Origin of the sequence: Pseudomonas triticifolii (genome assembly GCF_014358015.1) — a bacterium.
GTDB lineage: Bacteria > Pseudomonadota > Gammaproteobacteria > Pseudomonadales > Pseudomonadaceae > Aquipseudomonas > Aquipseudomonas triticifolii.
This window is the reverse complement of the sequence record NZ_JACONV010000009.1, coordinates 1-25470: the sequence shown is the minus strand read 5'-3', so window position 1 is coordinate 25470 and position 25470 is coordinate 1. Positions and strand designations below refer to the sequence as shown.

The window sequence follows — 25470 nt, the reverse complement described above, 5'->3', positions numbered from 1 at the left end:
CTCAGCGCGTGAGAGTCATCCTGGAAAAGCAGGCACACCGTCGTGTCGCGGTGTTTTGCAAAGGCCTGTTTCGCGCCCGTTCGCCACGGGTGTGGCGGCGGGAGGCCTATCTTCGTGAGGAGGGGGCATGAAGTCAATTGCAGGTGTTACCCGTTTGCCGGGGCGGTTACAACGCGGGTAACGAGTGGCAGCAAGACGCTACGCCTGAGAGGGTAAGCGTTCCAGGCCGACGAAGGGGCAATCATGCAGCATCTGGTTCAGTTCGCGGCCGTCGGCCAGCGTCAGTTGCGGCGTCAGTTCGGCCAGTGGATAGAGCACGAAAGGCCTGGCCTGCATGTGGTAATGCGGCACTTTCAGGCGAGGTTCGTCGATCAGGCGATTGCCGAACAGCAGGATGTCGAGGTCCAGCGTACGTGGCCCCCAGCGTTCGTGGCGCTCGCGTCCCTGGTCCAGCTCTATGGATTGAAGAGCGTCGAGCAATGCGAGTGGCGCAAGGGCGGTGTCCAGCGCGGCGACTGCGTTGGTGAAGCGTGGTTGACCGGGAAGCAGCGAGTCACTGACATAGAACGATGAGACCCCCGTCACTTGACTGTCCGGCAATTGCGCCAGTGCCTTGAGAGCGCTGCGCAATTGCTCCGCCGGGTCGGCAAGATTACTGCCCAGGCCGATGTAGACGCGTTCGGCAGTCAACGATGCAGGATTCGACAACATCTTATTCACCGCCGGCTGTCTCGCCACCTGTGCGCTTGCGCTTCGCGCCGCTGCTGCGCCGACGTTTGCGTGGCGCTGCTCCGGCCGCTTCAGGCTTGCTGCTCAGGTCGCGGATCATGTCGCGGCGCTCGCTTTCGTTGCACTCCTGGTAATCGGTCCACCATTGGCCCAGACCGTCGGTCTGTTCGCCTGCGGTTTCGCGCAGCAGCAGGAAGTCGTAACCGGCACGGAAACGCGAGTTGTCGAGCAACAGGTCGGCCCGCTTGCCCGAACGGCGCGGCAGACGCTCCTGCATGTCCCAGATCTCTCGGATCGGCATTGTGAAACGCTTCGGAATCGCGATGCGCTGACATTGTTCGATAATCAGCTCGTGCGCCGCTTCCTGCATCGCAGCGATCGGCGGCATGCCACGTTCCTGAGCGCGCAGCACCTTGGCGGGCAACGCTGGCCACAGCAGGGCGGCAAACAGGAACGCCGGGGTGACCGGTTTGTTCTGCTTGATGCGCAGGTCCGTGTTGATCAGCGCATTACTGATCAGGGTATGGGTGTAAGTCGGGTTGTATTCCAGCGCCTTGGAGCTGGCGGGGAACAGCGGTTCGAACAGTTCCAGGTCCACCAGCATCTCGAATGTCGATGCGGCGTGGCCGGACAGGAACAGTTTGAGGACTTCTTCGAACAGGCGCGCCGACGGGATATCGCGCAGCATGGGGGCCAGCGGACGGATCGGCAGAGCACTGTGCTTTTCAATGCCGAAATCCAGCTTGGCGGCGAAGCGCACGGCGCGCAGCATGCGCACCGGGTCTTCCTTGTAGCGCTGCTCTGGATCGCCGATCAGGCGGATCAGACGATTGCGGATGTCGTGCACGCCATTGGCGTAATCCAGTACGCGCTCGGTCACTGGATCGTAATACAAGGCATTGATCGTGAAGTCGCGACGCTGGGCGTCTTCTTCAAGGGTGCCGTATACGTTGTCACGCAGGATGCGTCCGCTTTCGTTGCGCGAGGACTGATTGCTGTCCTCTTCTTCGTCATCCTGTGGATGATTGGCGCGGAAGGTGGCGACTTCGATGATTTCGCGACCGAAGTGGATGTGCACCAGCTTGAACCTGCGGCCAATGATGCGCGCGTTGCGAAATTCTGCACGCACCTGTTCCGGCGTGGCGCTGGTGGCGACGTCGAAATCCTTGGGCGTGATATTGAGCATCATGTCGCGTACGCAGCCACCGACCAGATAGGCCTGATAGCCTGCGGTTTGCAGACGCTCGACGATGTTGACGGCATAGCGGCTGAACTGGCTGCGTTGCAGCGAATGCTGGCTGCTATTGAGCACTTCAGGCGTGGTGCGCGTGTGTTGCTGCGGCTTGCGCAGTGGGGAACGAAATGACTGGAACAACTTCTTCAGCATGGGATGCACTGTTTGAAGGAATATTCGGCCAAAAACGTAGAATGACCGCATGATGGGCGGGGATTCTAGCATTTAGTCGAGGGATGGTGTAGGAAGCTGTCGCGGAAGGGAGAAAGTACGGTCTGCTTTTACCGTGGAAGCTACTGGGGGAGCCGAAGCTCCCCCAAAGTGTGTGCTCTTTATTATTGTTTTCTGTACGGGCTTCTTGTTTTTGTTGAGTGCCCATCCACGAGACTTTCGTCTGTGAAACCTCCCAATCGGGAGTCAAGAGCAAACGGATTGCTTTGGTCGCTGCGTTGCAATGATCGTTCGATCCAACCAGTTCAGGCGCTACCTAAGGGTAGTTTTTGTTGTTCTCGGCCTGGTTGCGGGGCAAGCCCCAAATACAACTCCTCTCCAAAAGAATCAGTTAGCTGCGCCTCCGCCGTGTTGTTCTTGTTATGCGTGAGTCGATTCGTATTGTTCTTGTTATGGGTGTCGTACTGCTTGTTGTTCTTCTTGTACCAGAGATATAGCAGAACCTGTGCCAACTTTGGCAAAGCCCCGTAAACCGGGACCTTGCTGGGTTCTGACTGCCAAAGCAGGCGTAAAAAAGCCGGGGCTTCGTTACCGTAAGCCCCGGCTTTTGTTACGTGACGCGATGAAGGTAACAGTTTGCAAAAATCGCTGAGCACTGCGTGCCAGAGCCTTGCGCAGGCACTCAGGTTTCGTTGGCCACACCTTTGCGACGTGGAATCCCCAGGCGTTGCCGGCGTTCCCACAGGCATTTGCGGCTGACCCCGAGTTTGCGCGCAAGCTCTGTCTCGGTCATGTGGTCCTGATGTTCAAGGACGAAGTGCTGAAAGTAATCCTCCAGCGACAGGTCCTCGGTCGGCTCGTTGTTGGTTGAGGCTGCGCCGTTGGACAGTGGTGAAAGCCCCATGTACTCGTCGTCGCCCAGACCGTCCAGTTCGATATCGATACCCAGCAAGTCGGCGGTGATTTCCGGGTTTTCACACAGAATGACCGAGCGCTCCACGGCGTTCTCCAGCTCGCGTACGTTTCCGGGCCAGCTGTAGTGACGGATGGCCTGCTCGGCATCGGGGGCGAAGGTCAGATCGTTACGGCCGACCTTGGCGCTCTGGCGTGCCAGAAAGGCTCGGGCAATTTCCAGCACATCGCTGCCACGCTCACGCAACGCCGGAAGCTTGAGGGCGATGACGTGCAGGCGATAGAAGAGGTCTTCGCGGAATTCGCCATTCTTGGCCAGCGTCTTGAGGTCGCGGTGGGTTGCCGCAATCAGCCGCACATCGACTTTCTGCGACTGCACCGAACCCACGCGGCGAATTTCGCCCTCCTGCAGCACGCGCAGCAGGCGCGCCTGGGCTTCCAGAGGCAGTTCGCCGATTTCATCGAGAAACAGCGTGCCGCCGTCTGCGGCTTCAACCAGTCCGGCACGTCCGGCGCTGGCACCGGTAAAGGCACCTTTCTCGTGGCCGAACAGCTCGGACTCGATAAGCGATTCCGGGATGGCCGCACAGTTGACGGAAATCATCGGTGCCTTGGCGCGACGTGACAGGTTATGCAGCGCGCGGGCGACGAGCTCTTTACCTGTGCCGGACTCACCTTGCACCAGGACGTTGGAGTCGGTTGGCGCGACCTTGCGGATCTTGCTGTACAGATCAAGCATGGGCGGACAGGAACCGATGATGCCGATCTCGCCATTGCTGTTCGGTGCGGTGCCTTTCTCGGCTGCGCCTGCTTTACCCATGGCGCTGCGTTCAGCCTGCAGGCTGGTCACGGTCTGACGATCACGCAGAATGCGCGAAACGGCTTGCAGCATCTCATCGTGGTCGAAAGGCTTGGCGATGTAATCCACCGCGCCCATCTTCATCGAGTCAACCGCAGAGCGAAGGCTGGCGTAGCTGGTCATGATCAGCACCGGCTTACCTTCGCCAAGCTTGATCAGTTCGGTACCGGGTGCGCCCGGCAGTCGCAGGTCGCTGACGATCATGTCAAACGACGGGATGCTGAAACGTTCCTGAGCCTCCTGAACAGAGCCGGCTTCGCTGACTTCGTACTGATTGCGTTCAAGCAGGCGACGCAGGGCTGAGCGGATAATCGTTTCGTCTTCGACGATCAAAATATGCGGCATTGATTCAGTTCTCTCGACGGTCTCAGTTCGCGGTGGACGTCGCGTCGACATGGCGTGGCAGAGTCACCCGGATACGGGTACCACGCTGGTGCTCGGGGTCGGCCGGGCTGTCGATAGTGATTTGTCCATAATGCTCTTCAACGATGGAATAGACCAGCGCAAGGCCCAGTCCTGTTCCTTCACCGGGATCCTTGGTGGTGAAGAATGGCTCGAACAATCGATCCATGATTGCCTTGGGAATGCCACTGCCTTCGTCTTCGACGATCAAGTCCACAGTGTGTTCGGATGCCTCGCTCTTGACCCGCACTGCGCTGCCTGCGGGCGATGCATCGCGCGCGTTGGAGAGCAGGTTGATCAGCACTTGTGCAAGCCGCTGCGGGTCGCCATCGACCCAGTGTTCGGGGTTGCACAGGTTGTAGAACTGAACTTCGAAATTGCGCCGGTTCAATGCCAGCAGGCCGATGGCATCCTGCGCCACTTCGGCCAGACAGACGGCTTCGTCACTGTGCTGATGAGCACCGGCATGGGCAAAGCTCATCAGCGACTGCACGATACGCGACACGCGTTTGGTCTGTTCGAGAATCTGGCTGCTGATTTCCTTCAGTTCGTCGTCTTCTTCACGTTCTTCTCGAAGGTTCTGCGCCAGGCAGGCAATGCCCGTAATAGGGTTACCGATTTCGTGGGCAACGCCTGCCGCCAGTCGACCGATGCTGGCGAGGCGTTCGGAGTGCACCAGCTTGTCTTCGAGCATCTGCGTATCAGTCAGGTCTTCGACCAGCAGCACCAGGCCGCTGTTGCCCGGTGCGAGTGGTTCGTTGATCGCCGCCTTGTGCAGGTTGAGCCAGCGCGTCTGTCCGTCCAGGGCCAGTCGCTGCTTGTGCAAGTGTTCGTCAGGCACGCTGATGAACCCGATCAGCAGCCCTTTCCATGGCTCGGCGATGGTTTCCAGACGCGAGCCCACGACGCGCTGCGCGACGATGCCGGTCAGTTCCTCCATTGCGCGGTTCCACATCAGGATTTCCTGGTCCTCGGCCAGCGAGCACACGCCCATCGGCAGCTCCTGCAGGGTCTGCCGATGGTAGCGGCGCAGGGCATCGAGTTCGGCGGCAAGTCCGGTCAGGCGCGAGTGGTAATCTTCCAGCCGGCTTTCGATGAAGTGGATGTCTTCGGTGACATATTTTTCGCTGCCCGATTTGTACGGCAGGAAGGTTTCTACCATGTCCTGGGCGACGCTGGGGCCCATCAGGCCGGACAGGTTGGCCTCTATACGGTCGCGTAATCGACGTAGTGCATAAGGCCGACGTTCGTCGAACGGCAGATACAGATCACGCAGGGCCTGTTCGACTTCTTTCTGCGCAGCCTTCGCGCCCAGCGGTTTGGCCAGTTGGGTGGCGAACTCCTGCGGGGATACCGCGTGTAGCTCACGTCGTTGTGGTCTGCGCACGTTGTCCACGGCGCAGGCCTCCGCAGCGCTGACTTCCTCGGCGCTGGCGTTGGTGAACAGCGATACCAGGGTGAACAGCAGCACGTTGGCGGCCAGCGACGCAATGGCCGCCATGTGCCAACTGGTATCGTCCAGCACGTAGATCATGTTCAGCAGTGGGATGTAGAAACCTTGCAGGCCACCGATCAACGGCAGCAGCATGCTCACCACCCAGACCGCGATCCCGGCCAGCAGGCCCGCGATGAAGCCGCGTCGGTTGGCGGTCGGCCAGTACAGCACTGACAGCACGCCCGGCAGGAACTGCAGCGTTGCGACGAACGCGACGATGCCCAGGTTGGCCAGATCCTGCTGGGCGCCCAGCAACAGATAGAAGCCATACCCGGCGGCGATAATCGCCACGATCAGTCCGCGTCGGGTCCACTTCAGCCAGCGGTAGATATTGCCTTCGGCCGGAGGTTGATAAAGCGGCAGCACCAAGTGGTTGAGCGCCATGCCCGACAGCGCCAGCGTGGTGACGATGATCAACCCGCTGGCCGCTGACAGCCCGCCAATGTAGGCGAGCAACGCCAATGTCGGTTTGTTGGCGGCGATACCGATGCCGAGGGTGAAGTATTCAGGGCTGGTGGTCGCGCCAAGCTTTAGCCCGGCCCACAGAATCAGCGGGACGGCCAGGCTGATCAACAGCAGGAAGAGCGGCAGGCCCCAGCTCGCGCTGACCAGCGAGCGCGGGTTCAGGTTTTCGGTGAACGTCATGTGGTACATGTGCGGCATGACGATGGCTGACGCAAAGAACACCAGCAGCAGCGTTCGCCACGGTCCTTCCTGCAGCGGCGTGTGCAAAGAAGCGAGGGCGGTCTGGTTCTGCAGCAGCCACAGTTCCAGCTGTTGTGGACCATCGAACACGCCGTACAACGCATACAGGCCGACACCGCCCAGGGCAATCAGCTTGATCAGCGATTCAAACGCGATGGCGAAGACCAGCCCTTCGTGTTTTTCACGGGTTGCGATATGCCGTGAGCCGAAGAAGATCGTGAACAGCATGATGATCGCGCAAAAAGCAACCGCGACCCGATCCTGCACGGGCTCGCGGGTCATGATGCTGATCGAGTCCGCCACGGCTTGAATCTGCAACGCCAGCAGCGGTAATACCCCGATCAGCATGAACACTGTGGTCAGCGCACCTGCCCAGGTGCTGCGAAAGCGGAACGCAAACAGGTCGGCCAGCGATGACAACTGATAGGTGCGAGTGATTTTTAGAATCGGGTAAAGCAAGACGGGCGCCAGCAAAAACGCTCCGGAAACACCCAGATAGCTGGACAGAAACCCATAACCATACTGATAGGCCAGCCCGACCGTGCCGTAAAACGCCCAGGCGCTGGCGTACACGCCCAGCGACAAGGTGTAGGTCAGCGGATGGCGAATGATTGCGCGCGGAATCAGGCCGCGTTCGCTGACCCAGGCCACACCAAACAGCACCAGCAGATAGCCGGCACTCACCAGCAACATCTGCGTCAGGCTAAAGCTCATCGGCATCTCGCTGGCTTTGCAGAATAAAGGTCACCACGATCAGGATCAGCCACAGCAAGTAGGGCCTATACCAGGCGCCTGTCGCGTCGATCCACCAATCCATGATGGCCGGAGAAAAAAGGTAAATACCTACCACCAGAAGCAAAACCAACCGGTATATGTACATCTGGTCTCCCTGCGCTGGTAGATGAGGAGCGGCATGGTAACGGATGCGCGACAAGCTGCAAGTAGCCATGAGCAGTAGTTTTCAGCAACCGCTCTGGCTCAGTCTATCCGGGCTTCTTCAATGTTGCGCTGCCTGGGGATCAGATCGGCATTCCAGTGCGCAATACCCCAGGCCAGTACCTCTTGAGGTGTTCCATAATCCAGCTGTGAATCAGTCGGCTGGCCCAGTGCACGCAATGCGCGCAGCAGCAGGGGCGTGGCCTGATCGGCCGGGAGTGGTGGTGAACGGTAGGACTTGCCGAGTTTGTGGCCGTCCGGCTGGGTAATCAGTGGCACATGCAGGTAGCGCGGCGCAGCAATACCCAGCAATTCCTGCAGATACAAATGACGCGGTGTCGAATCCAGCAGATCCGCGCCGCGCACGATATCGGTCACGCCTTGCCAGGCATCATCGATGACGACGGCCAGTTGATAGGCGTACAGGCCATCGCGTCGACGAATCACAAAGTCCCCGCTTTCATTGCCCAGGTGCATGCGCAAGGTGCCCTGCACCCGGTCTTCGAAGCAATACTCCAGTTCCGGCACGCGAATGCGTATCGCCGCATTCTCGGGCGAATGCCCTGCGTTGCGACACAATCCCGGGTACACGCCTTGATACGCTTCGAGCTGTTTGCGTGAGCAGGTGCAGGCATAGGCCAGGCCATGGCTGAACCAGCGATTGATAACGGCTGCGTAAGCGTCGTGGCGTTCGCTCTGGCGGATCAGCTCGCCGTCCCATTCAAAGCCGTAGCGCTCCAGCGTTTCGAGAATAGCGAGTTGTGCGCCCGGCACTTCGCGAGGCGGATCCAGGTCTTCCATGCGCATCAGCCACTGGCCGCCTGCGGCACGCGCGTCCAGGTACGAGGCGAGCGCCGCCACCAGCGAGCCAAAGTGCAGATAACCGCTGGGCGTTGGCGCAAAGCGCCCGATATAGGCAGATTTTTTCATGGCCGGATGGTACTGGGGCTCAGGTTGGGCTATCAAGCGCGGCAGTAGGGCGTTTGTTGGAAGCCGGCCGGTCGATACAGGCAAGCGTTCGTAAACACGCAGATGATCCGCAAAAACCAAAAAAGACGCCTAAGCGTCTTTTTCATTCAAGGCAGGCCCTGACAGGTCATTTACCGACCTGTTTTTCCTTGATTTCTGCGAGGGTCTTGCAGTCGATGCACAGGTCGGCGGTCGGACGGGCTTCGAGACGGCGAATGCCGATTTCTACACCGCAGGAATCGCACCAGCCATATTCCTCATCAAGAATGAGTTGCAGCGTCTTGTCGATCTTCTTGATCAGCTTGCGCTCGCGGTCACGGGCACGAAGTTCCAGACTGAATTCTTCTTCCTGACTGGCGCGGTCGGCCGGATCTGGGAAGTTGGCAGCCTCGTCCTTCATGTGGTCTACCGTGCGGTCGACCTCTTGCATCAGGTCCTGTTTCCACTTGTTCAGGATCTTGGTGAAGTGCGCGCGCATCGGCTCGCTCATGTACTCTTCACCCTTCGTTGCAACGTAGGGTTCAAAGCCGCTGATTAGATGGTTCTGTTGCTTTTCTTGGGTGGGCATGTAGGGACCGCCTCTCACTCTTCTAATCTATTGCGCAGGATTGTTCCATCACCGACACCCGTCGGCCCTGCAGCTGCAAGCGGGCGAACTTACCAGATCAAATCGGAGTGCGCTACTCCCGGTTGTCGAGCATGACGACGCGGTCTGGTTACCGGGACGACCCTGACAAAACTGGCCGTGCTTTAAATGAACTCTAGTCTTTGGCGGCCGTCGTAGCTTTCTTTTATTCAAGATTTATCGATACCCTCCGGCGGATCATTTAGCGCACCGCAAGTCTGGGGTTGGGTAGAATCGTGCCCCTCTGTCATGACAGACATATTTCTACACGCCTTCTCCATAAAGGAAGACCCATGGCCCAGCCTTACAGCGCGCGCAGTCGTGCCATCGAACCCTTTCACGTCATGGCGCTGTTGGCGCGCGCCAACGAATTGCAGGCAATGGGACACGATGTCATTCACCTTGAAATAGGTGAGCCTGATTTCACCACGGCCGACCCGATCATTGCGGCGGGCCAGGCCGCGTTGGCAAACGGCAAGACGCGCTACACCGCTGCCCGGGGCCTGCCCGAGCTACGTGAGGCCATCTCCGGTTTCTATGCGCAACGCTATCAGGTCAGTATTGACCCGCAACGGATTCTCGTCACCCCAGGCGGTTCGGGCGCTTTATTGCTAGCCAGCAGTCTGCTGGTCGATCCGGGCAAGCACTGGTTGCTCGCTGACCCTGGCTATCCGTGCAACCGGCATTTCCTGCGGCTGGTCGAGGGCGGTGCGCAATTGGTGCCAGTAGGCCCTGAGGAGCGTTACCAGTTGACCCCCGAGCTGGTCGAGCGGCACTGGAATGGCGACAGCGTGGGCGCATTGGTGGCATCGCCGGCCAACCCGACCGGCACGTTGCTGCACCGCGACGAGCTGGCGGCGCTTTCGCAGACGCTGAAAGCGCGCGACGGGCATCTGGTGGTGGATGAGATCTATCACGGCCTCACGTACGGCATGGATGCAAGCAGCGTGCTGGAAGTCGATAACGACGCGTTCGTGCTCAACAGTTTTTCAAAATATTTTGGCATGACGGGGTGGCGTCTGGGCTGGCTGGTTGCGCCCGACGATGCGGTAGCGGATCTGGAAAAGCTGGCGCAAAACCTCTACATCAGCGCGCCGAGCATGGCGCAATACGCAGCGCTCGCCTGTTTCGAGCCTCAAACACTGGAGATTCTGGAGCAGCGCCGCGAAGAGTTCGGACGTCGCCGTGACTTCCTGTTACCGGCGTTGCGTGAACTGGGCTTCGGTATCGCCGTCGAGCCAGAGGGCGCGTTCTACCTCTACGCCGATATCAGCGCCTTCGGTGGCGATGCGTTCGCATTCTGCCGGCACTTTCTGGAAACCGAGCATGTGGCGTTCACGCCGGGGCTGGATTTTGGCCGTCATCTGGCCGGGCATCACGTGCGTTTTGCCTACACGCAGAACCTGCCCAGGTTGCAAGAGGCCGTCGAGCGCATCACGCGTGGCCTGCGCAGTTGGAGCGCCTGATGCATTTTTCGCCTGAACTTGAGCAGGGTCGCCTGATTGTTCGTTACAAACGCTTTCTCGCTGACATCGAAACCGACAGCGGCGAGCGGCTGACCATTCATTGCCCCAATACCGGCTCGATGCTCAATTGCATGATGCCGGGCGGGCGTGTGTGGTTCAGTCGCTCCAGCGACCCCAAGCGCAAGCTGCCAGGGACTTGGGAAATCAGCGAGACGCCGCAGGGACGTTTTGCCTGCATCAATACCGGCCGCGCCAATACATTGGTGGAGGAAGCGCTGCGCGCTGGCGTGATCAGCGAGCTTGCCGGATTCACCGGGCTCAAGCGCGAGGTGGCCTATGGACAGGAAAAAAGCCGTGTGGACTTTCGGCTCGAATACCCCGAGGGCTATCTGTACCTTGAAGTTAAAAGTGTAACGCTTGGTTTCGACGGCACCGGCGTTGCGGCATTTCCGGACGCTGTGACCCAGCGTGGCGCCCGTCATCTGCGTGAACTCGCGACGCTGGCGCGAGACGGCGTGCGTGCAGTGCTGTTGTATTGCTGCAACCTGACGGGAATCGAAGCGGTACGTCCAGCTGAAGAGATCGACCCGGCTTATGCCGCTGCATTGCGCGACGCCATCGACGCCGGCGTGGAGATCCTGGCCTATGGCGTGCAGTTGACGCCGCAGGCGATCCGCATCGATCGGCGTTTGCAGGTGCAATGGACGAAGTGACCCGGCGTGGAGCGCGTCCTCAGAGTGCTTTATGAGTCCTCGTCGCTCGCGGGCAGTGCTACCCAGATGCCCCGCTCATCTTCGCGGCACGCCACCGCTGTCAATGACTGTCCCTCACAAGGTCCGGCAACACATTCGCCATTTTCAATCAGGAACAGCGCGCCATGGGTGGCGCACTGGATCAGGCTGGCGCTGCTGTCCAGAAACTGGTCCGCTTGCCACTCTAGGGCGATGCCACGATGTGGGCAGCGGTTCTTGTAAACGAAGACCTCGCCGTGCCGACGCACCGCCAACAACCTGATGTCATCGACTTCCAGGCCTCGGCTCTGCGACTCGGCCAGATAGCTTGATGGACAAAGTAGTTTCAAACAGCCTCCACGGCGGTGTTCATCGACGTTTCTTATACCTACCCGGTTAGTGTGGCAGGTCAAGGCGCGAGTCGCGCTGTCGGATTATCCCACCAGACCTGAACAGAAGCCGGAAGTCATGGCTGCGGCTCCCGATCAATGATTGAGTCGGACTCTTCTCATGTTGGCGTAGTACCTCTCTCTTAAGGTCGGACGGCGGGCCTTTCAAGCGGTGCGTCATATATCGTCCCGCTCATGTTTTTAAGAGTGAAACGGCATGAATACGATCACCACGGATAACGAGCAACTGGCGCGTCAGGCCATTGCATTGCTGGAGTTGTTCGCCTTGAACAACGACGACACCGAGCAGCGCGTCATGGGCATTTGCCAGCGTGCGTTGACGCCTCTGGGGCCAGTGGCCGCGGTCTGCGTTTCTCCGCGTTTCGTATGCCTGGCGCGCACGACGCTGGATCGGTTGATGGCTCACTCAGTGAGCGTCGTGGCCGCGGTCAACTTCCCCCACGGAGGAGTACTTATCGAGTCTGTGGCCTCCGAGACACGTGCGGCTATTGTTTCAGGGGCTGACGAAATTGACGTGGTCTACCCGTTTCGTGCACTGCTCAGTGGCGATCTGCAAATAGGCCTGGACCTGGTCTCGGCCTGCAAAGCCATGTGTTCCAACGGCATCAAACTGACGGTAACGCTGGAGACCGGAGAGTTACGTGATCCCCAGCTCATCCGCACTGCCTGTCAGACGGCGATCGAGGCGGGCGCCAACTTTATCAAGACCAGCACCGGCAAGGCCGTCACTCACGCGACGCCTCAAGCGGCGCGGATCATGCTCGAATCCATTGCCGAAGTGGGCGGGCAGGCCGGGTTCAAGGCGGCGGGCGGCATTCGGACGCTGGAAGACGCCCGGCTCTTCATGCAATTAGCCCAGGCACGTTTCGGCGCACAATGGACAGGCGCTGATCGCGTGCGCCTGGGGGCGTCGAGCCTGCTGGATGATCTGCTGGTGCACCTGGGCGTGCATCAATCAGCCAACTGAATCGCAGCGGCCTGAAGCTATTTCGCGGGCAAAAAAAGACCCGGCAAAAAGCCGGGTCAAAAACCGTGATTAGCCTGATGAGGAGATAATCTGAAAGTCCGAACCAAGGTCTTTCAGGTATCGTCCAGTCTCGCGACCGGATGTGATAATCATAACGATTCTCATTTCTAAGTCAACACCTGTTTTCCAGCACGCAGCCGTCAGCTCAAAACCCTTGCAGTAGCACAGGTTTGGTCAGGTAATGGATCTGGGAGCGTTGAAGCAGACAGGTTTGAAGGTATTCGCGCATCGCCGCCCGGCATGCGTTGCGCATGCCGGGGCAGGACTGAATAGATTCAGCGGGTGCGGTAGCGCAGGCGGGTACCGAAATTCACCGACATCAGAATCTCGTCAGCCGTCAGCTCAGCCGGGAAAAATACCCCTGAAATCTGTGCATGAGCGATGCTCGCGCCTTCCATTGGGGTATTGCGTAGATCCAGGCCACGCAGATCGGCGGAACGGAAATAGGCGTCGGTGAAGTCGATGCCTGTGGTGTCCAGTTCACGCAGATCCAGCCCCCGAAAATCGCCGCCGACCATGTCGATCGTGCCGGTTTTCGGCTTCTCTTGGTTGAAGCCCTCGACGTTGTCTTTACGCAACATCATATAAAGCGGTGAGTCGATCTGTTTGGGCTGGCTCATGATGGCCTCGAGGTTGCGTTGGAATTATGACGCCATTGTATCGCCACTATTGTTTTGCCGTGAAGCATTACCTGCCCAACGGCTGAACCTGCGATTCAGAGCCCTGGAAGGCGTTGGCGCACTTGCTCGATCAATTGATCCAGATCGCCGCTTTGATGGGTCGCCACAGGTTTGCTGCAGGCGATTTCTTCGGCGGTGAGTGGCTCGCGACTGGCTTGCTGAGCCCTGATGACGTCCATCGTCGCATCTGACGGGTCGTCGTTTTGCGCCTGGCGCTGTTCAAGCCAGCCTGCGATGACCGCATCCGGGGCTTCGCAGTCGAGAATAAGAAACGGAACACCCGTGGTCTCGGCGACCTTGGCGGCGGCTTTGCGTTGTTCATGCTTCAGGTAGGTTGCATCGATCACCACTGAGAACCCGGCGCGCAGCGTCTCGCCAGCCAGTTCGTGAAGGCGGTCATACGTCGCGCTGCTGGCTTGCTCGCCATAGAGTGTCGAGCTTTCCTGGGAGAACATGCGTTTGCGCTCCACGTCCGAGCGCAGGCGGATCGCACCCAGCGATTCGACCAGACGCATCGCGACGTGGCTTTTGCCAACAGCGGATACGCCATGGGTGATGACCAGAAAGGGCGAAGGAATGGCGCTGTAGCTTTCGGCCAGATTGGCGTAGTTGCGGTATTGGCGAAGGGTGGCGGCGCGCTGCACACCATCGGCGTCGGCAGGCTGGCTGAACAGCGCGACCTTGGCGCGTACCATTGCCCGATAAGCCTTGTAGAAGTTGAGCAACTCCAGGCCTTCATAATCGCCGGTTTTTTCCAGGTATTGGCTGATCAGACGCCGAGACAGCGACTTCAGGCCGCGATCTTCCAGGTCCATGGCCAGGAAGCCGATGTCTGCGTAAACGTCGGTCTTGCGAAACGGTTCGTTGAATTCGATGCAGTCGAACAACACCACCTTGCCGTCGATTAGCGTCGCGTTGCCCAAGTGAATGTCCCCGTGGCACTCGCGGATGAAGCCTTCCGTTTTGCGCTGAGTCAGCAGAGGCTTGAGGCGTTCGAAGCTCGACTCGGCCCAGGCTTGTAGGGCATCAAGTTGTGTCAGATCAGATTTTTCGCTGATCAAAGGGCGAATCTGCTCAAAATTTTGTACGACGGGTGCCATCGCGCTTTCAGGCGAGCCCAATTCCGATTCTGAGGTCACATGCGGAGCTTTCAGGTGGAACTCGGCAATCTGCGCTGCCAGCTCGTCGATATGGCCGGTTGTCAGTTCGCCATTGGCTTGCAGCGTGCTGAGCAGGCCGCTCTGCGGAAACTGGCGCATCTTGAGGGCGTATTCGATGACTTCACCGCTGCCGCCCAGTTGTGGAGCTTCGACCGAGCCGGTGACCGGAATCACTTCAAGGTAAAGATCGTCGGTCAGACGCTGATTCAGACGCAGTTCTTCGTGGCAGAAGTGTTCACGCAACGCCAGCGTTGTGAAGTCGAGAAAGCCGAAATTGACTGGTTTCTTGAACTTGTAGACGTAAGGCCCGGTGAGCAGGACCCAGGAAATGTGCGTTTCGATGACCTGAAAGTCTTCTACCGGATGGGGGAAGAGGGCGGGGTTCTGCAGGGCTGCGATGAGAGACTGGCTCACGGACGATCCTTCAAGAATGGATTCAAAAATGTAACTGCTCTATGCCGACATTATGGCCGCTTGGCGCAAGGCTGCAAACCGGCTAATTGGGCGTCTGTCGAAGCCCGGCAAAGTGCGTATAATCCGCGCCCATGACTCGATCCCGTACTTCCCGTCCCGCAAAAAAACAACCGTCAGGCAGCCTGCGCAAGTGGCTGGGCTGGGCGTTGAAGCTCAGTATTGTCGGCCTGGTGCTCCTGGCCGGTCTGGCCATCTACCTTGATGCGATCGTTCAGGAGAAATTCTCCGGCAAGCGCTGGACGATTCCCGCGAAGGTCTATGCGCGTCCTCTGGAGCTGTTCGTCGGCCAGAAACTTAGCCGCGATGACTTTCTCATCGAACTCGATGCGCTGGGCTATCGTCGCGAAAGCGTGGCCAATGGTCCTGGCGCGGCTGCGGTCAACGGCAACACCGTCGACCTGAATACCCGAGGTTTCCAGTTCTATGAAGGGACGGACCCGGCCCAGCAGGTTCGTGTGCGTTTCTCCGGCGATTACGTCGCTGACCTGTCATCGGGCAACGGCGGCAAGCTCGCTGTGGCAAGGCTTGAGCCGCTGCTGATCGGTGGCCTGTACCCGAAAAATCTGGAAGACCGGATTCTTATCAAGCTCGACCAGGCCCCGCCTTATCTGCTCGATGGGCTGGTGGCGGTCGAAGACCGCGATTTCTATCACCACTTCGGTGTATCGCCCAAGTCCATTGCCCGCGCGATCTGGGTCAACACCTCGCAAGGACAGATGCGTCAGGGCGGCAGTACGCTGACCCAGCAGTTGGTCAAAAACTTCTACCTGACCAACGAGCGCAGCCTCACGCGCAAGCTGACTGAAGCGATGATGGCTGTCTTGCTGGAAATTCATTACAGCAAGCAGGAAATCCTGGAGGCTTACCTCAACGAGGTATTCGTGGGCCAGGACGGCCAGCGCGCGGTCCACGGTTTTGGATTGGCCAGCCAGTATTTCTTCAGCCAGCCACTGTCGGAACTGAAGATTCATCAAGTCGCGATGCTGGTCGGGCTGGTCAAGGGGCCGTCCTTCTATAACCCGCGTCGCAACCCCGAACGAGCGCTTGAGCGCCGTAATCTGGTCCTGGACCTGTTCGAGCAGCAGGGTGTTGCCACGGCCGACGTCGTGGCTGCCGCCAAGAAAATGCCTTTGGGCGTGACCAAGACCGGCTCCCTGGCCGACAGCTCGTTCCCAGGCTTCCTGGATCTGGTCAAGCGTCAGTTGCGTGAAGACTATCGAGACGAAGACTTGACCGAGGAGGGGCTGCGTATCTTTACCAGCTTCGATCCGATCCTGCAGATGAAGTCTCAGGCGGCCATGGACGATACGTTCAAGCGTCTGTCCGGGCGCAAGGGGGCGGACGAGGTCGAAGCAGCGATGGTCGTGACAAACCCTGAAACCGGCGAAGTTCAAGCCCTGCTCGGCAGTCGTCAGGCCGGGTTCGCGGGCTTCAACCGCGCCATTGACGCGGTCCGCCCGATTGGCTCGCTGGTCAAGCCAGCCATTTATCTGACTGCGCTGGAGCGCCCGAGCCAGTACACGCTGACCAGTTGGATCGCCGACGAGCTGTTTCAGGTCAAAGGCGCAGATGGCCAGATCTGGAAGCCGCAGAACTATGATCGCAAGTCCCACGGCAACATCTTCCTCTATCAGGGACTGGCGCATTCCTACAACCTGTCCACTGCCAAGCTGGGTCTCGAACTGGGAATTCCAAGTGTCTTCAAGACCCTTGCAAAGCTGGGCGTGACGCGTGAATGGCCTGCTTATCCGTCCATGCTGCTGGGGGCTGGCGGCCTGAGCCCGATGGAAGTCGCCACCATGTACCAGACCATCGCCAGTGGCGGCTTCAACACGCCAATGCGCGGTATTCGCAGCGTACTGACCGCCGAAGGCGAGCCGCTCAAGCGCTATCCGTTCCAGATTGAACAACGCTTCGATCCGGGTGCCATTTATCTGGTCCAGAATGCAATGCAGCGCGTCATGCGTGAAGGTACCGGCAAGTCGGTCTACAGCGTATTGCCGAGTTCGTTGAACCTGGCGGGCAAGACCGGCACCAGTAACGATTCTCGCGACAGCTGGTTCGCAGGCTTCAGCCAGGACTTGCTGGCCGTGGTATGGATGGGGCGCGACGACAACGGCAAGACGCCGTTTACCGGTGCCACAGGTGCCTTGCAGGTCTGGACCAGTTTCATGCGCAAGGCCGACCCACTGCCGCTGGACATGGCGATGCCGGATAACGTGGTTCAGGCCTGGGTCAACGCCCAGACTGGTCAGGGATCCGATGCCAGCTGCCCGAATGCTGTACAGATGCCGTATATTCGCGGCAGTGAACCCCAGCCCGGCGCCACATGTGGCGGCACTCCGGCACCTGCCACTGAGGTGATGGACTGGGTCAAGGGTTGGTTGAACTAAGCAATGAGGGTTTGAAGTGAATAAATGGTGGATACCCGCTTTAACGGCTCTGGCATTGCTCAACGGCTGTGCCAGCGTGCAACGCGGCTCGATTCCGGTTGTGGATTCGAGCTCGAAAGTCTCCAACGGCGAGCGTGTTTCGGCATCGCGTAGCGGCGTGAACCGGACTAATACCGTACAGGCCCAGCAACCTCAGGCCGTGCCTCAGGATTCGGGTGTGGTGGTGATGGTTCCGGGTGCAGGCGGCAGCGATTCGGGTCAGAGCTTTTCAGCTCCGGCCAGTCAGGCGCCTTTCAGCGTGGATAGCCAGCCTATCGACACAGCACCTGTGAATCAGCCGCCGATCAATTCCGCGCCGATGAACAACAACAGTTACAGCATCCCTGCTGCCTCTGCGCCGAGCGGAATTCCATCCGGTAATAGCGGCGGCCTTTCCGAGGACGAGCAACTGGATGGCCCGGTGCTGGCTTTGCTGACAACAGCGCAGCAGCAACAGAGTGGTGGCGATCTCAACGGCGCTTCGTCGAGCCTTGAGCGTGCGCAACGTTTGGCACCTCGTGAGCCGCAAGTGCTTTATCGTCTCGCGCAGGTGCGGCTGGCCCAGGGCGACGCCGCTCAGGCTGAGCAGTTGGCTCGCCGTGGTCTGACTTACGCCAACGGGCGTGCGAGTCTTCAGACAAGCTTGTGGGAGCTGATCGCTCAGTCCCGCGAGAAGCAGGGTGATTCGGCAGGCGCTGCGCTGGCGCGTCAAAAGGCTCGCTAATGGACAAGCGTTTCCCGGAAGTTGCCGAGCAGTTGTTGCTGATCGAGCGAGAGCTGCGTGTGCTGGGCTGGTGGGATACCACACCACCCAGCGAACAGGCCCTGTCCAGTCAGGAGCCGTTCTGTGTGGATACCCTTGAGTTCGCGCAATGGCTGCAATGGATTTTCCTGCCGAGGATGAAAATCATCCTCGAACGGGATCTTCCGCTGCCCAATGCCTCGGGCATTCTGGAGATGGCCGAGATGGTCTATTCCGGGCGTCTGGGTGAAACCCGGCTGCTGCAACAAAGCCTGGCGCGATTCGACCATTTAATCACCGAGGCCAGTTGACCGGGTTACTGCTTAATGGCAGTACTCGGAGAGGGCCTTTTCGGTCTCGGCAATACGGGTCTTGCGGTTTTCGTCCGTCAGGCGCCTCGTTTCACCGTCCACCTGCTCGCGCACTCGCGGATTGATTTGCAGTTGCGCGAGATTGGTGCGCAGGGTCGCGCAGTTCTCTTCCCGTTTCGCTTCCTCGGCTTTCACTTGTGCCCGCACCTTTTCGTCCGCGGCGCGTTGCTGCGTGTCGATCGGCCGTGTCGGGGCTGAAGGGGCTGCAGGCGTCACGGCAGGCTGAGGTGTCTGCACATTGATCTGTTGTGCGTCTTTGCCGGTCGGTGGCTGGGCGTCGAAATGCGTCACGCCCTGGGCGTCTACCCACTTGTAGATGGACGCGGCCTGGGTGGTTGCGCTCGCTGACATTGCCAGTGCGGCAGCGAATATCATCCATTGCATGGTGTTTCCTTGAAATGTCTATGCCCCCCAAACGCTACCATAACGGTGCGCGTGCGTCTGAAACAGTGCAATTTCAGGAACTTGCTCGCAAGAAAGCTCAACGATGACTTGACTTGAGGAGGGCGAATCACAACAATCCAAAGTTCGCTGTAGAAGGACTGCCAGAAGCAGACCCTCTCGGTAGATCATGAGGCGCACACCCGCGCCGACCTGTAACACCCGCAACGCGTTACCTCGCGCTGGGTGGGAATGTTCCGCAACACTCAGGGACATCCCAATACTTGCTCAGTCAGTGCTGACGTAGTCGGCGACCACCGTCGCTCATGCTCTGCTTGGCAGTAAACCTATAAAGACCCGTCCCATAGTGGGCGGTATTCTGGCGTTTTAGAGGTGAACAACGTGGAGCTTTTATCTGGCGCTGAAATGATCGTCCGCTTTTTGCGTGACGAAGGCGTTGAGCACATCTACGGGTACCCGGGTGGTGCCCTTCTGCATGTCTACGACGCGCTGTTCAAAGAACCGGCCGTAAGCCACATCCTTGTCCGTCACGAGCAGGCTGCCACGCACATGGCCGATGGCTATGCCCGTGCAACCGGCAAGGCGGGCGTGGTGCTGGTGACTTCCGGTCCGGGGGCAACCAACGCAATTACCGGTATCGCCACGGCCTACATGGACTCCATCCCGATGGTGGTTCTGTCTGGTCAGGTCGCCAGTACGCTGGTGGGCACCGACGCGTTCCAGGAGACCGACATGATCGGTATCTCCCGCCCGATCGTGAAGCACAGCTTCATGATCAAGCACGCTTCGGAAATCCCGGAAGTCCTGAAGAAAGCGTTCTATCTGGCGCAATCCGGCCGTCCCGGTCCTGTCGTCGTCGACATCCCGAAGGACATGACCAACCCGGCCGAGAAATTCGAATACGTTTTCCCCAAGAAAGCCAAGCTGCGCTCCTACAGCCCGGCGGTTCGTGGCCACTCCGGCCAGATCCGCAAGGCGGTCGAGATGCTGCTGGCTGCCAAACGTCCAATCATCTACGCCGGCGGCGGGGTGGTGATGGGCAACGGCTCAGCACCGCTGACCGAGTTGGCTCAACTGCTCAATGCGCCGGTCACCAATACCTTGATGGGTTTGGGTTGCTATCCGGGCACGGATCGTCAGTTCGTCGGCATGCTTGGTATGCATGGCAGCTACACCGCCAACCTGGCGATGCACCACACCGACGTGATCCTGGCAGTCGGTGCGCGCTTCGATGACCGAGTGATCAATGGCGCGAGCAAGTTTTGCCCGAATGCCAAGATCATTCATATCGACATCGATCCGGCATCGATCTCCAAGACCATCAAGGCCGATGTGCCAATCGTGGGTCCTGTCGAAAGCGTATTGACCGAGATGGTCGCCACGTTGAAGGAAATCGGTGAGACCCCGGACAAGGCATCTGTCGCTGCCTGGTGGAAGCAGATTGACGAATGGCGCGCCGGTGGCGACCTGTTCCCTTACAACCGCGGCGATGGCTCGGTAATCAAGCCACAGACCGTGATCGAAACACTGTGCGAAGTCACCAAGGGCGACGCCTACGTCACCTCCGACGTGGGTCAGCACCAGATGTTCGCGGCTCAGTACTACCGTTTCAACAAGCCTAATCGCTGGATCAACTCTGGCGGCCTGGGCACGATGGGCTTCGGTTTTCCGGCGGCCATGGGCGTCAAATTGAATTTCCCGGACGCGCACGTCGCGTGTGTGACCGGTGAAGGCAGCATCCAGATGAACATTCAGGAGCTGTCGACCTGCCTGCAGTACGGTCTGCCTGTAAAGATCATCCTGCTCAACAACGGTGTGCTGGGCATGGTTCGCCAGTGGCAGGACATGAGCTATGGCGCACGTCACTCGCATTCCTATATGGAATCGCTGCCTGACTTCGTCAAACTGGTCGAAGCCTATGGCCATGTCGGTATGCGCATCACTGACCTGAAAGATTTGAAGCCGAAGATGGAAGAAGCGTTTGCCATGACAGACCGTCTGGTCTTCCTCGACATCCAGGTCGATGTAACCGAGCACGTCTATCCGATGCAGATCAAGGACGGCTCCATGCGCGATATGTGGTTGAGCAAGACGGAGCGGACATAATCATGCGGCACATCATTTCCCTACTGCTGGAAAACGAACCGGGTGCATTGTCTCGTGTCGTCGGACTGTTCTCGCAGCGTAACTACAACATCGAAAGCCTGACGGTTGCGCCAACCGAGGACCCGACCCTGTCGCGTCTGACGCTGACCACCGTGGGCCACGATGAGGTGATCGAGCAGATCACCAAAAACCTCAACAAGCTCGTTGAAGTGGTCAAGCTGGTCGACCTGTCGGAGAGCGCGCACATCGAGCGTGAGCTGATGCTGGTCAAGGTCAAGGCTACCGGTGCACAGCGTGCCGAGATCAAGCGCACCACGGATATCTTCCGCGGGCAGATCGTCGACGTGACCGCCAGCGTCTATACCGTGCAGTTGAGCGGTACGAGCGACAAACTGGACAGCTTCATTCAGGCCATCGGCACCGCCGCCATCCTGGAAACAGTACGCAGTGGCGTGACGGGCATTGCCCGTGGCGACAAAGTGCTGAGCGTTTAACTCATTAAGCAAATGGCCTGAACGGCCAAGATAACAGGGGAATTCCATGAAAGTTTTTTACGACAAAGACTGCGACCTTTCGATCATCCAGGGCAAGAAAGTTGCCATCATCGGTTACGGTTCTCAGGGCCACGCTCAAGCGTGCAACCTGAAAGACTCCGGCGTTGATGTCACTGTTGGCCTGCGCAAAGGTTCGGCCACTGTCGCCAAAGCTGAAGCTCATGGCCTGAAAGTGACTGATGTTGCTTCTGCCGTTGCTGCTGCTGACCTGGTCATGATCCTGACCCCGGACGAATTCCAGTCCCAACTGTACAAGAACGAAGTCGAGCCAAACCTGAAGAAGGGCGCAACGCTGGCTTTCTCCCACGGTTTCGCCATCCACTACAACCAGGTCGTGCCACGCGCTGACCTGGACGTGATCATGATCGCGCCGAAGGCTCCAGGCCACACCGTGCGTACCGAATTCGTCAAAGGCGGCGGTATTCCTGACCTGATCGCTGTTTATCAGGACGCATCGGGCAACGCCAAGAACGTCGCTCTGTCCTACGCCTCGGGCGTTGGTGGCGGCCGTACCGGTATCATCGAAACCACGTTCAAGGACGAGACTGAAACCGACCTGTTCGGCGAGCAGGCTGTTCTGTGTGGCGGTACTGTCGAGCTGGTCAAGGCTGGCTTCGAAACGCTGGTTGAAGCTGGCTACGCGCCAGAAATGGCCTACTTCGAGTGCTTGCACGAGCTGAAGCTGATCGTTGACCTCATGTACGAAGGCGGTATCGCCAACATGAACTACTCGATCTCCAACAACGCCGAATACGGCGAGTACGTGACCGGCCCTGAGGTCATCAACGCCGAATCCCGTCAGGCCATGCGTAACGCTCTGAAGCGCATCCAGGACGGCGAGTACGCCAAGATGTTCATCAGCGAAGGCGCTACCGGCTACCCATCGATGACCGCCAAGCGTCGTAATAACGCTGCGCACGGCATCGAAATCATCGGCGAGAAACTGCGCTCGATGATGCCTTGGATCGCGGCGAACAAAATCGTCGACAAAGAAAAGAACTGATCTTTTCCGGTTCATGAAAAAACGCGGCCAATGGGCCGCGTTTTTTCGTTATGGGGTCAGGCTCTGGTATAAAGCTGCATCGTTTGCGGACGAACCCTCGTCGCAGACATCTGTCGAACCTTTTCAAACCGCTGCAAGGTAATGTCCATGAGCGAACGTCCTGAAGAGCCGATCAAGGCCTCTGACGCTGAAAGTCTGCTACCTATCGATGAACACGTTGAAGAAGGGCACGACGCCGAAGGGCGCAAGGTCCGTCATCGCGGTATCTATCTACTGCCGAACCTGTTCACTACCGCGAATCTGTTTGCGGGCTTCTACTCCATCATCAGCTCCATGAGCGCTCAAAGTGCTCTAAGTGCCGGCGATACGGCTGGAGCCAGCAAGTACTTTGCCTTTGCCGCCATCGCCATCTTCGTGGCCATGGTGCTGGATGGGCTTGATGGTCGTGTGGCGCGCATGACCAATACGCAAAGTGCCTTCGGCGCCGAATACGATTCGCTGTCCGACATGGTCGCCTTTGGTGTGGCCCCCGCCTTGCTGGCTTTTGGCTGGGCACTCGGGGACATGGGCAAAGTTGGCTGGATGGTTGCCTTCATCTATGTTGCAGGCGCGGCGTTGCGTCTGGCGCGCTTCAACACTCAAGTGGGCAAGGCCGACAAGCGCTACTTCATCGGTCTGGCCAGCCCGGCTGCCGCAGGTGTGGTGGCGGGTACTGTCTGGGCGTTCAGTGACTTCGGCATTCAGGGGTCCAAGCTGTCGTTCCTGGTTGCGCTGCTGGTTGCCGGTGCTGGCATGCTGATGGTCAGCAACATCAAGTACAACAGCTTCAAGGAGCTGGACCTGAGAGGTCGCGTGCCGTTCGTTGCCATCCTTGCAGTAGTCCTGGTATTCGCGGTGGTGTTCAGTGATCCGCCTCGCATTCTGCTGCTGATATTCCTCGGTTACGCGCTATCTGGCCCTGCTCAGTATTTGTTGCGCCTTCGTCGCCACAAATCCTCAAATTGATCTAATTTCCTCCATACTCCGTAGTCTATTGGTGCATCAGTTCCCCTAGGCTGCGGAGTCATCATGCTAATCAAGCTTCCTTCTGCGTCCGACTCCAAAGAGTCCGACGTAACGCCTGAATCCATCTACCTTTCTCGCCGTACGCTGTTGGCAAGCTCCCTTGCCGGATTGGCGGTGAGCGCCTTGCCGCGCTGGGCCGGTGCTGCCGACCCCTCGCGTTACGCCGATGTCGAAGCAGGCAAAGCGCCAGGATGGTTTGCCGACAAACTTCCTGCGACGAAATGGCAGGCGGTTAATGTCAAAGATGAGGCGATTACACCCTTCAAGGATGCGACCCACTACAACAACTTCTATGAGTTCGGGACGGACAAGGGCGATCCTGCGAAAAACGCGGGCTCCCTGAAAACCGAGCCGTGGAGCGTGGTGATTGATGGTGAGGTCGGCAAGCCGGGTCGCTATGCCCTCGAAGACTTCATGAAGCCTTATCAACTGGAGGAGCGCATCTATCGTCTGCGGTGCGTAGAGGCCTGGTCGATGGTTATTCCCTGGATCGGGTTTCCCATCTCGGCCTTGCTCAAGCAGGTAGAGCCGACCTCCAAGGCCAAGTACATTCGTTTCGAAACGCTGGAGGATTCCAAGTCCATGCCTGGGCAGCGTTCTGATTTCGCGCTGATCGACTGGCCTTATGTAGAAGGGTTGCGTCTGGATGAGGCGATGAACCCTCTGGCGATCCTCGCGGTGGGCATGTATGGGCGAGAGCTGCCCAATCAGAACGGCGCGCCGCTACGATTGGTCGTGCCCTGGAAGTATGGCTTCAAGAGCGTGAAGTCGATTGTGCGCATCAGCCTGGTCAGTGAGCAGCCTAAAACCACGTGGCAAAGTATTGCGGCCAATGAATATGGCTTCTATGCCAACGTCAACCCGACTGTCGATCACCCTCGCTGGACGCAGGCACGTGAGCGACGGCTGCCGAGCGGTCTGTTCAGTCCCAATGTCCGAGATACGAAGATGTTCAACGGGTATGAGGAAGAGGTTGCCTCTTTATATACCGGCATGGATCTGCGGAAGGACTATTGATGCGCTATCCGTTACTGCGTCTCTGCGTATTTCTAGCTGCATGCGTTGCGCCCGTTCTCTGGCTCTATCAGGCCTGGATATTTGCGCTCGGTCCTGATCCGGGCAAGGCGCTGGTTGAGAACTTCGGGTTAGGGGCGCTGATACTGTTGCTGATCACGTTGGCCATGACGCCGTTGCAGCGACTAAGCGGCTGGCCTTTCTGGATCGTGGTACGCCGGCAGCTAGGGCTTTGGTGCTTTGCCTATGTTGTGTTGCATATGACCATGTACACGCTTTTTGTTCTGGGGCTGGATTTCGGGCAATTGGGTGTGGAGCTGGTCAAGCGGCCCTACATCATTGTTGGCGCGCTCGCATTTATCTGTCTTCTGGCGCTGGCTGTGACCTCCAATCGCTATAGTCAGCGCCGATTGGGCGCGCGATGGAAGAAGCTGCATCGGCTGATCTACGTGATTCTAGGCTTGGGTTTGCTGCATATGTTCTGGATTGTCCGTGCCGATCTCAAGGAATGGGCCTTATATGCGGTAATCGGAGGAGGGCTGCTGATCCTTAGAATCCCAATGATTGCTAGGCGAATCCCCCGTCTTGGTACGGTCCGGGCGAATCGATCGGTAAAAAGCTGAAATTAACTGTTGACGCGCTCTGTGATGTGTCTATAATTCGCCCCACTTCCGGCGCAGACGGAAACGAAAAAGCCTTGTTATTCAATGAGTTACAAGGGTTTATCGAATGAGGTCAGCGAGGAAGTAGGTCGAGTTTGTTTGAATCGGCAGCGGTGAGAAAAAAGAGTTTGACA

23 protein-coding genes are annotated in these 25470 nt (G+C 58.6%); 12 read left to right on the top strand and 11 right to left on the bottom strand.

Translation table 11 applies throughout. The features are described from left to right. Nucleotides 1–198: 198 nt before the first annotated feature. From folK to dksA, 7 genes are all read right to left on the bottom strand, one after another. Complete coding sequence (gene folK, locus H8S56_RS13925) at nucleotides 199–708, bottom strand: 2-amino-4-hydroxy-6-hydroxymethyldihydropteridine diphosphokinase (RefSeq protein ID WP_187519031.1); 510 nt, start codon at nucleotides 706–708, stop codon at nucleotides 199–201. Between the two features lie 4 nt (nucleotides 709–712). Further along, nucleotides 713–2116, bottom strand: coding sequence for a polynucleotide adenylyltransferase PcnB (locus tag H8S56_RS13920; protein ID WP_187518968.1), 1404 nt, complete (start codon nucleotides 2114–2116; stop codon nucleotides 713–715). A 323-nt stretch (nucleotides 2117–2439) separates the two neighbouring features. Further along, complete coding sequence (locus H8S56_RS13915) at nucleotides 2440–2790, bottom strand: hypothetical protein (RefSeq protein ID WP_187518967.1); 351 nt, start codon at nucleotides 2788–2790, stop codon at nucleotides 2440–2442. A gap of 26 nt (nucleotides 2791–2816) precedes the next feature. After that, a complete protein-coding gene (locus H8S56_RS13910) occupies nucleotides 2817–4250 on the bottom strand; it encodes a sigma-54-dependent transcriptional regulator (RefSeq protein WP_187518966.1) in 1434 nt (477 codons plus the stop codon). Nucleotides 4251–4272: 22 nt separating this feature from the next. Beyond that, nucleotides 4273–7227 (bottom strand): sensor histidine kinase, encoded by a 2955-nt coding sequence (locus H8S56_RS13905; protein ID WP_024689090.1) that lies wholly within the window; start codon nucleotides 7225–7227, stop codon nucleotides 4273–4275. Nucleotides 7228–7485: 258 nt separating this feature from the next. Continuing rightward, nucleotides 7486–8373 (bottom strand): tRNA glutamyl-Q(34) synthetase GluQRS, encoded by an 888-nt coding sequence (gene gluQRS / locus H8S56_RS13900; RefSeq protein WP_024695672.1) that lies wholly within the window; start codon nucleotides 8371–8373, stop codon nucleotides 7486–7488. Nucleotides 8374–8539: 166 nt separating this feature from the next. Beyond that, complete coding sequence (gene dksA / locus H8S56_RS13895) at nucleotides 8540–8980, bottom strand: RNA polymerase-binding protein DksA (protein ID WP_024689088.1); 441 nt, start codon at nucleotides 8978–8980, stop codon at nucleotides 8540–8542. Nucleotides 8981–9330: 350 nt separating this feature from the next. Between dksA and H8S56_RS13890 the strand changes: the two genes are divergently transcribed. Both H8S56_RS13890 and sfsA read left to right on the top strand, forming a co-directional pair. Further along, complete coding sequence (locus tag H8S56_RS13890; RefSeq protein ID WP_024689087.1) at nucleotides 9331–10503, top strand: pyridoxal phosphate-dependent aminotransferase; 1173 nt, start codon at nucleotides 9331–9333, stop codon at nucleotides 10501–10503. Then, nucleotides 10503–11216, top strand: coding sequence for a DNA/RNA nuclease SfsA (gene sfsA, locus H8S56_RS13885; protein WP_187518965.1), 714 nt, complete (start codon nucleotides 10503–10505; stop codon nucleotides 11214–11216). Before H8S56_RS13890 ends, sfsA begins: the two co-directional genes overlap by 1 nt. 29 nt (nucleotides 11217–11245) lie before the next feature. Here sfsA and H8S56_RS13880 read toward each other — a convergent pair whose 3' ends face one another. Continuing rightward, a complete protein-coding gene (locus H8S56_RS13880; RefSeq protein WP_187518964.1) occupies nucleotides 11246–11584 on the bottom strand; it encodes a Rieske (2Fe-2S) protein in 339 nt (112 codons plus the stop codon). A gap of 256 nt (nucleotides 11585–11840) precedes the next feature. Between H8S56_RS13880 and deoC the strand changes: the two genes are divergently transcribed. After that, complete coding sequence (deoC, locus tag H8S56_RS13875; protein WP_187518963.1) at nucleotides 11841–12611, top strand: deoxyribose-phosphate aldolase; 771 nt, start codon at nucleotides 11841–11843, stop codon at nucleotides 12609–12611. Nucleotides 12612–12946: 335 nt separating this feature from the next. On the opposite strand, the gene H8S56_RS13870 is transcribed toward deoC, so the two are convergent. Then, on the bottom strand, nucleotides 12947–13291 hold the full coding sequence (locus H8S56_RS13870) for a pentapeptide repeat-containing protein (protein WP_024689083.1): 345 nt from the start codon (nucleotides 13289–13291) through the stop codon (nucleotides 12947–12949). A gap of 95 nt (nucleotides 13292–13386) precedes the next feature. Further along, nucleotides 13387–14925, bottom strand: a complete 1539-nt coding sequence (locus tag H8S56_RS13865) for a bifunctional aminoglycoside phosphotransferase/ATP-binding protein (protein ID WP_187518962.1) — start codon at nucleotides 14923–14925, stop codon at nucleotides 13387–13389. 131 nt (nucleotides 14926–15056) lie between these two features. Between H8S56_RS13865 and mrcB the strand changes: the two genes are divergently transcribed. From mrcB to H8S56_RS13850, 3 genes are read left to right on the top strand one after another with little or no spacing between them, the layout of a single operon-like run. Then, nucleotides 15057–17378 (top strand): penicillin-binding protein 1B, encoded by a 2322-nt coding sequence (gene mrcB / locus H8S56_RS13860; protein ID WP_024689081.1) that lies wholly within the window; start codon nucleotides 15057–15059, stop codon nucleotides 17376–17378. Nucleotides 17379–17433: 55 nt separating this feature from the next. After that, nucleotides 17434–18141 carry a tetratricopeptide repeat protein gene (locus H8S56_RS13855; RefSeq protein WP_214654099.1) on the top strand — a complete coding sequence of 236 codons (708 nt, stop codon included), beginning with the start codon at nucleotides 17434–17436 and terminating at the stop codon, nucleotides 18139–18141. After that, complete coding sequence (locus tag H8S56_RS13850; protein WP_187518960.1) at nucleotides 18141–18470, top strand: YqcC family protein; 330 nt, start codon at nucleotides 18141–18143, stop codon at nucleotides 18468–18470. The genes H8S56_RS13855 and H8S56_RS13850 overlap by 1 nt, the downstream gene beginning before the upstream one ends. A 12-nt stretch (nucleotides 18471–18482) precedes the next feature. On the opposite strand, the gene H8S56_RS13845 is transcribed toward H8S56_RS13850, so the two are convergent. Next, nucleotides 18483–18914 carry a DUF4124 domain-containing protein gene (locus H8S56_RS13845; protein ID WP_187518959.1) on the bottom strand — a complete coding sequence of 144 codons (432 nt, stop codon included), beginning with the start codon at nucleotides 18912–18914 and terminating at the stop codon, nucleotides 18483–18485. Between the two features lie 399 nt (nucleotides 18915–19313). Here H8S56_RS13845 and H8S56_RS13840 point away from each other — a divergent pair, with 399 nt between their 5' ends. From H8S56_RS13840 to msrQ, 6 genes are all read left to right on the top strand, one after another. Further along, complete coding sequence (locus tag H8S56_RS13840) at nucleotides 19314–21038, top strand: acetolactate synthase 3 large subunit (protein ID WP_024689078.1); 1725 nt, start codon at nucleotides 19314–19316, stop codon at nucleotides 21036–21038. A gap of 2 nt (nucleotides 21039–21040) precedes the next feature. Then, the gene (ilvN, locus tag H8S56_RS13835; protein ID WP_004879902.1) at nucleotides 21041–21532 is read left to right on the top strand and encodes an acetolactate synthase small subunit; all 492 of its coding nucleotides are present in this window, start codon (nucleotides 21041–21043) and stop codon (nucleotides 21530–21532) included. 46 nt (nucleotides 21533–21578) lie between these two features. Next, nucleotides 21579–22595, top strand: coding sequence for a ketol-acid reductoisomerase (gene ilvC, locus H8S56_RS13830; RefSeq protein WP_024689077.1), 1017 nt, complete (start codon nucleotides 21579–21581; stop codon nucleotides 22593–22595). Nucleotides 22596–22742: 147 nt separating this feature from the next. Next, on the top strand, nucleotides 22743–23600 hold the full coding sequence (pssA, locus tag H8S56_RS13825) for a CDP-diacylglycerol--serine O-phosphatidyltransferase (RefSeq protein ID WP_024689076.1): 858 nt from the start codon (nucleotides 22743–22745) through the stop codon (nucleotides 23598–23600). A gap of 63 nt (nucleotides 23601–23663) precedes the next feature. After that, complete coding sequence (msrP, locus tag H8S56_RS13820) at nucleotides 23664–24677, top strand: protein-methionine-sulfoxide reductase catalytic subunit MsrP (RefSeq protein WP_024689075.1); 1014 nt, start codon at nucleotides 23664–23666, stop codon at nucleotides 24675–24677. Beyond that, entirely contained in the window at nucleotides 24677–25297 is a 621-nt protein-coding gene (gene msrQ, locus H8S56_RS13815) for a protein-methionine-sulfoxide reductase heme-binding subunit MsrQ (protein WP_187518958.1), read from the top strand. Before msrP ends, msrQ begins: the two co-directional genes overlap by 1 nt. Nucleotides 25298–25470: the final 173 nt, after the last annotated feature.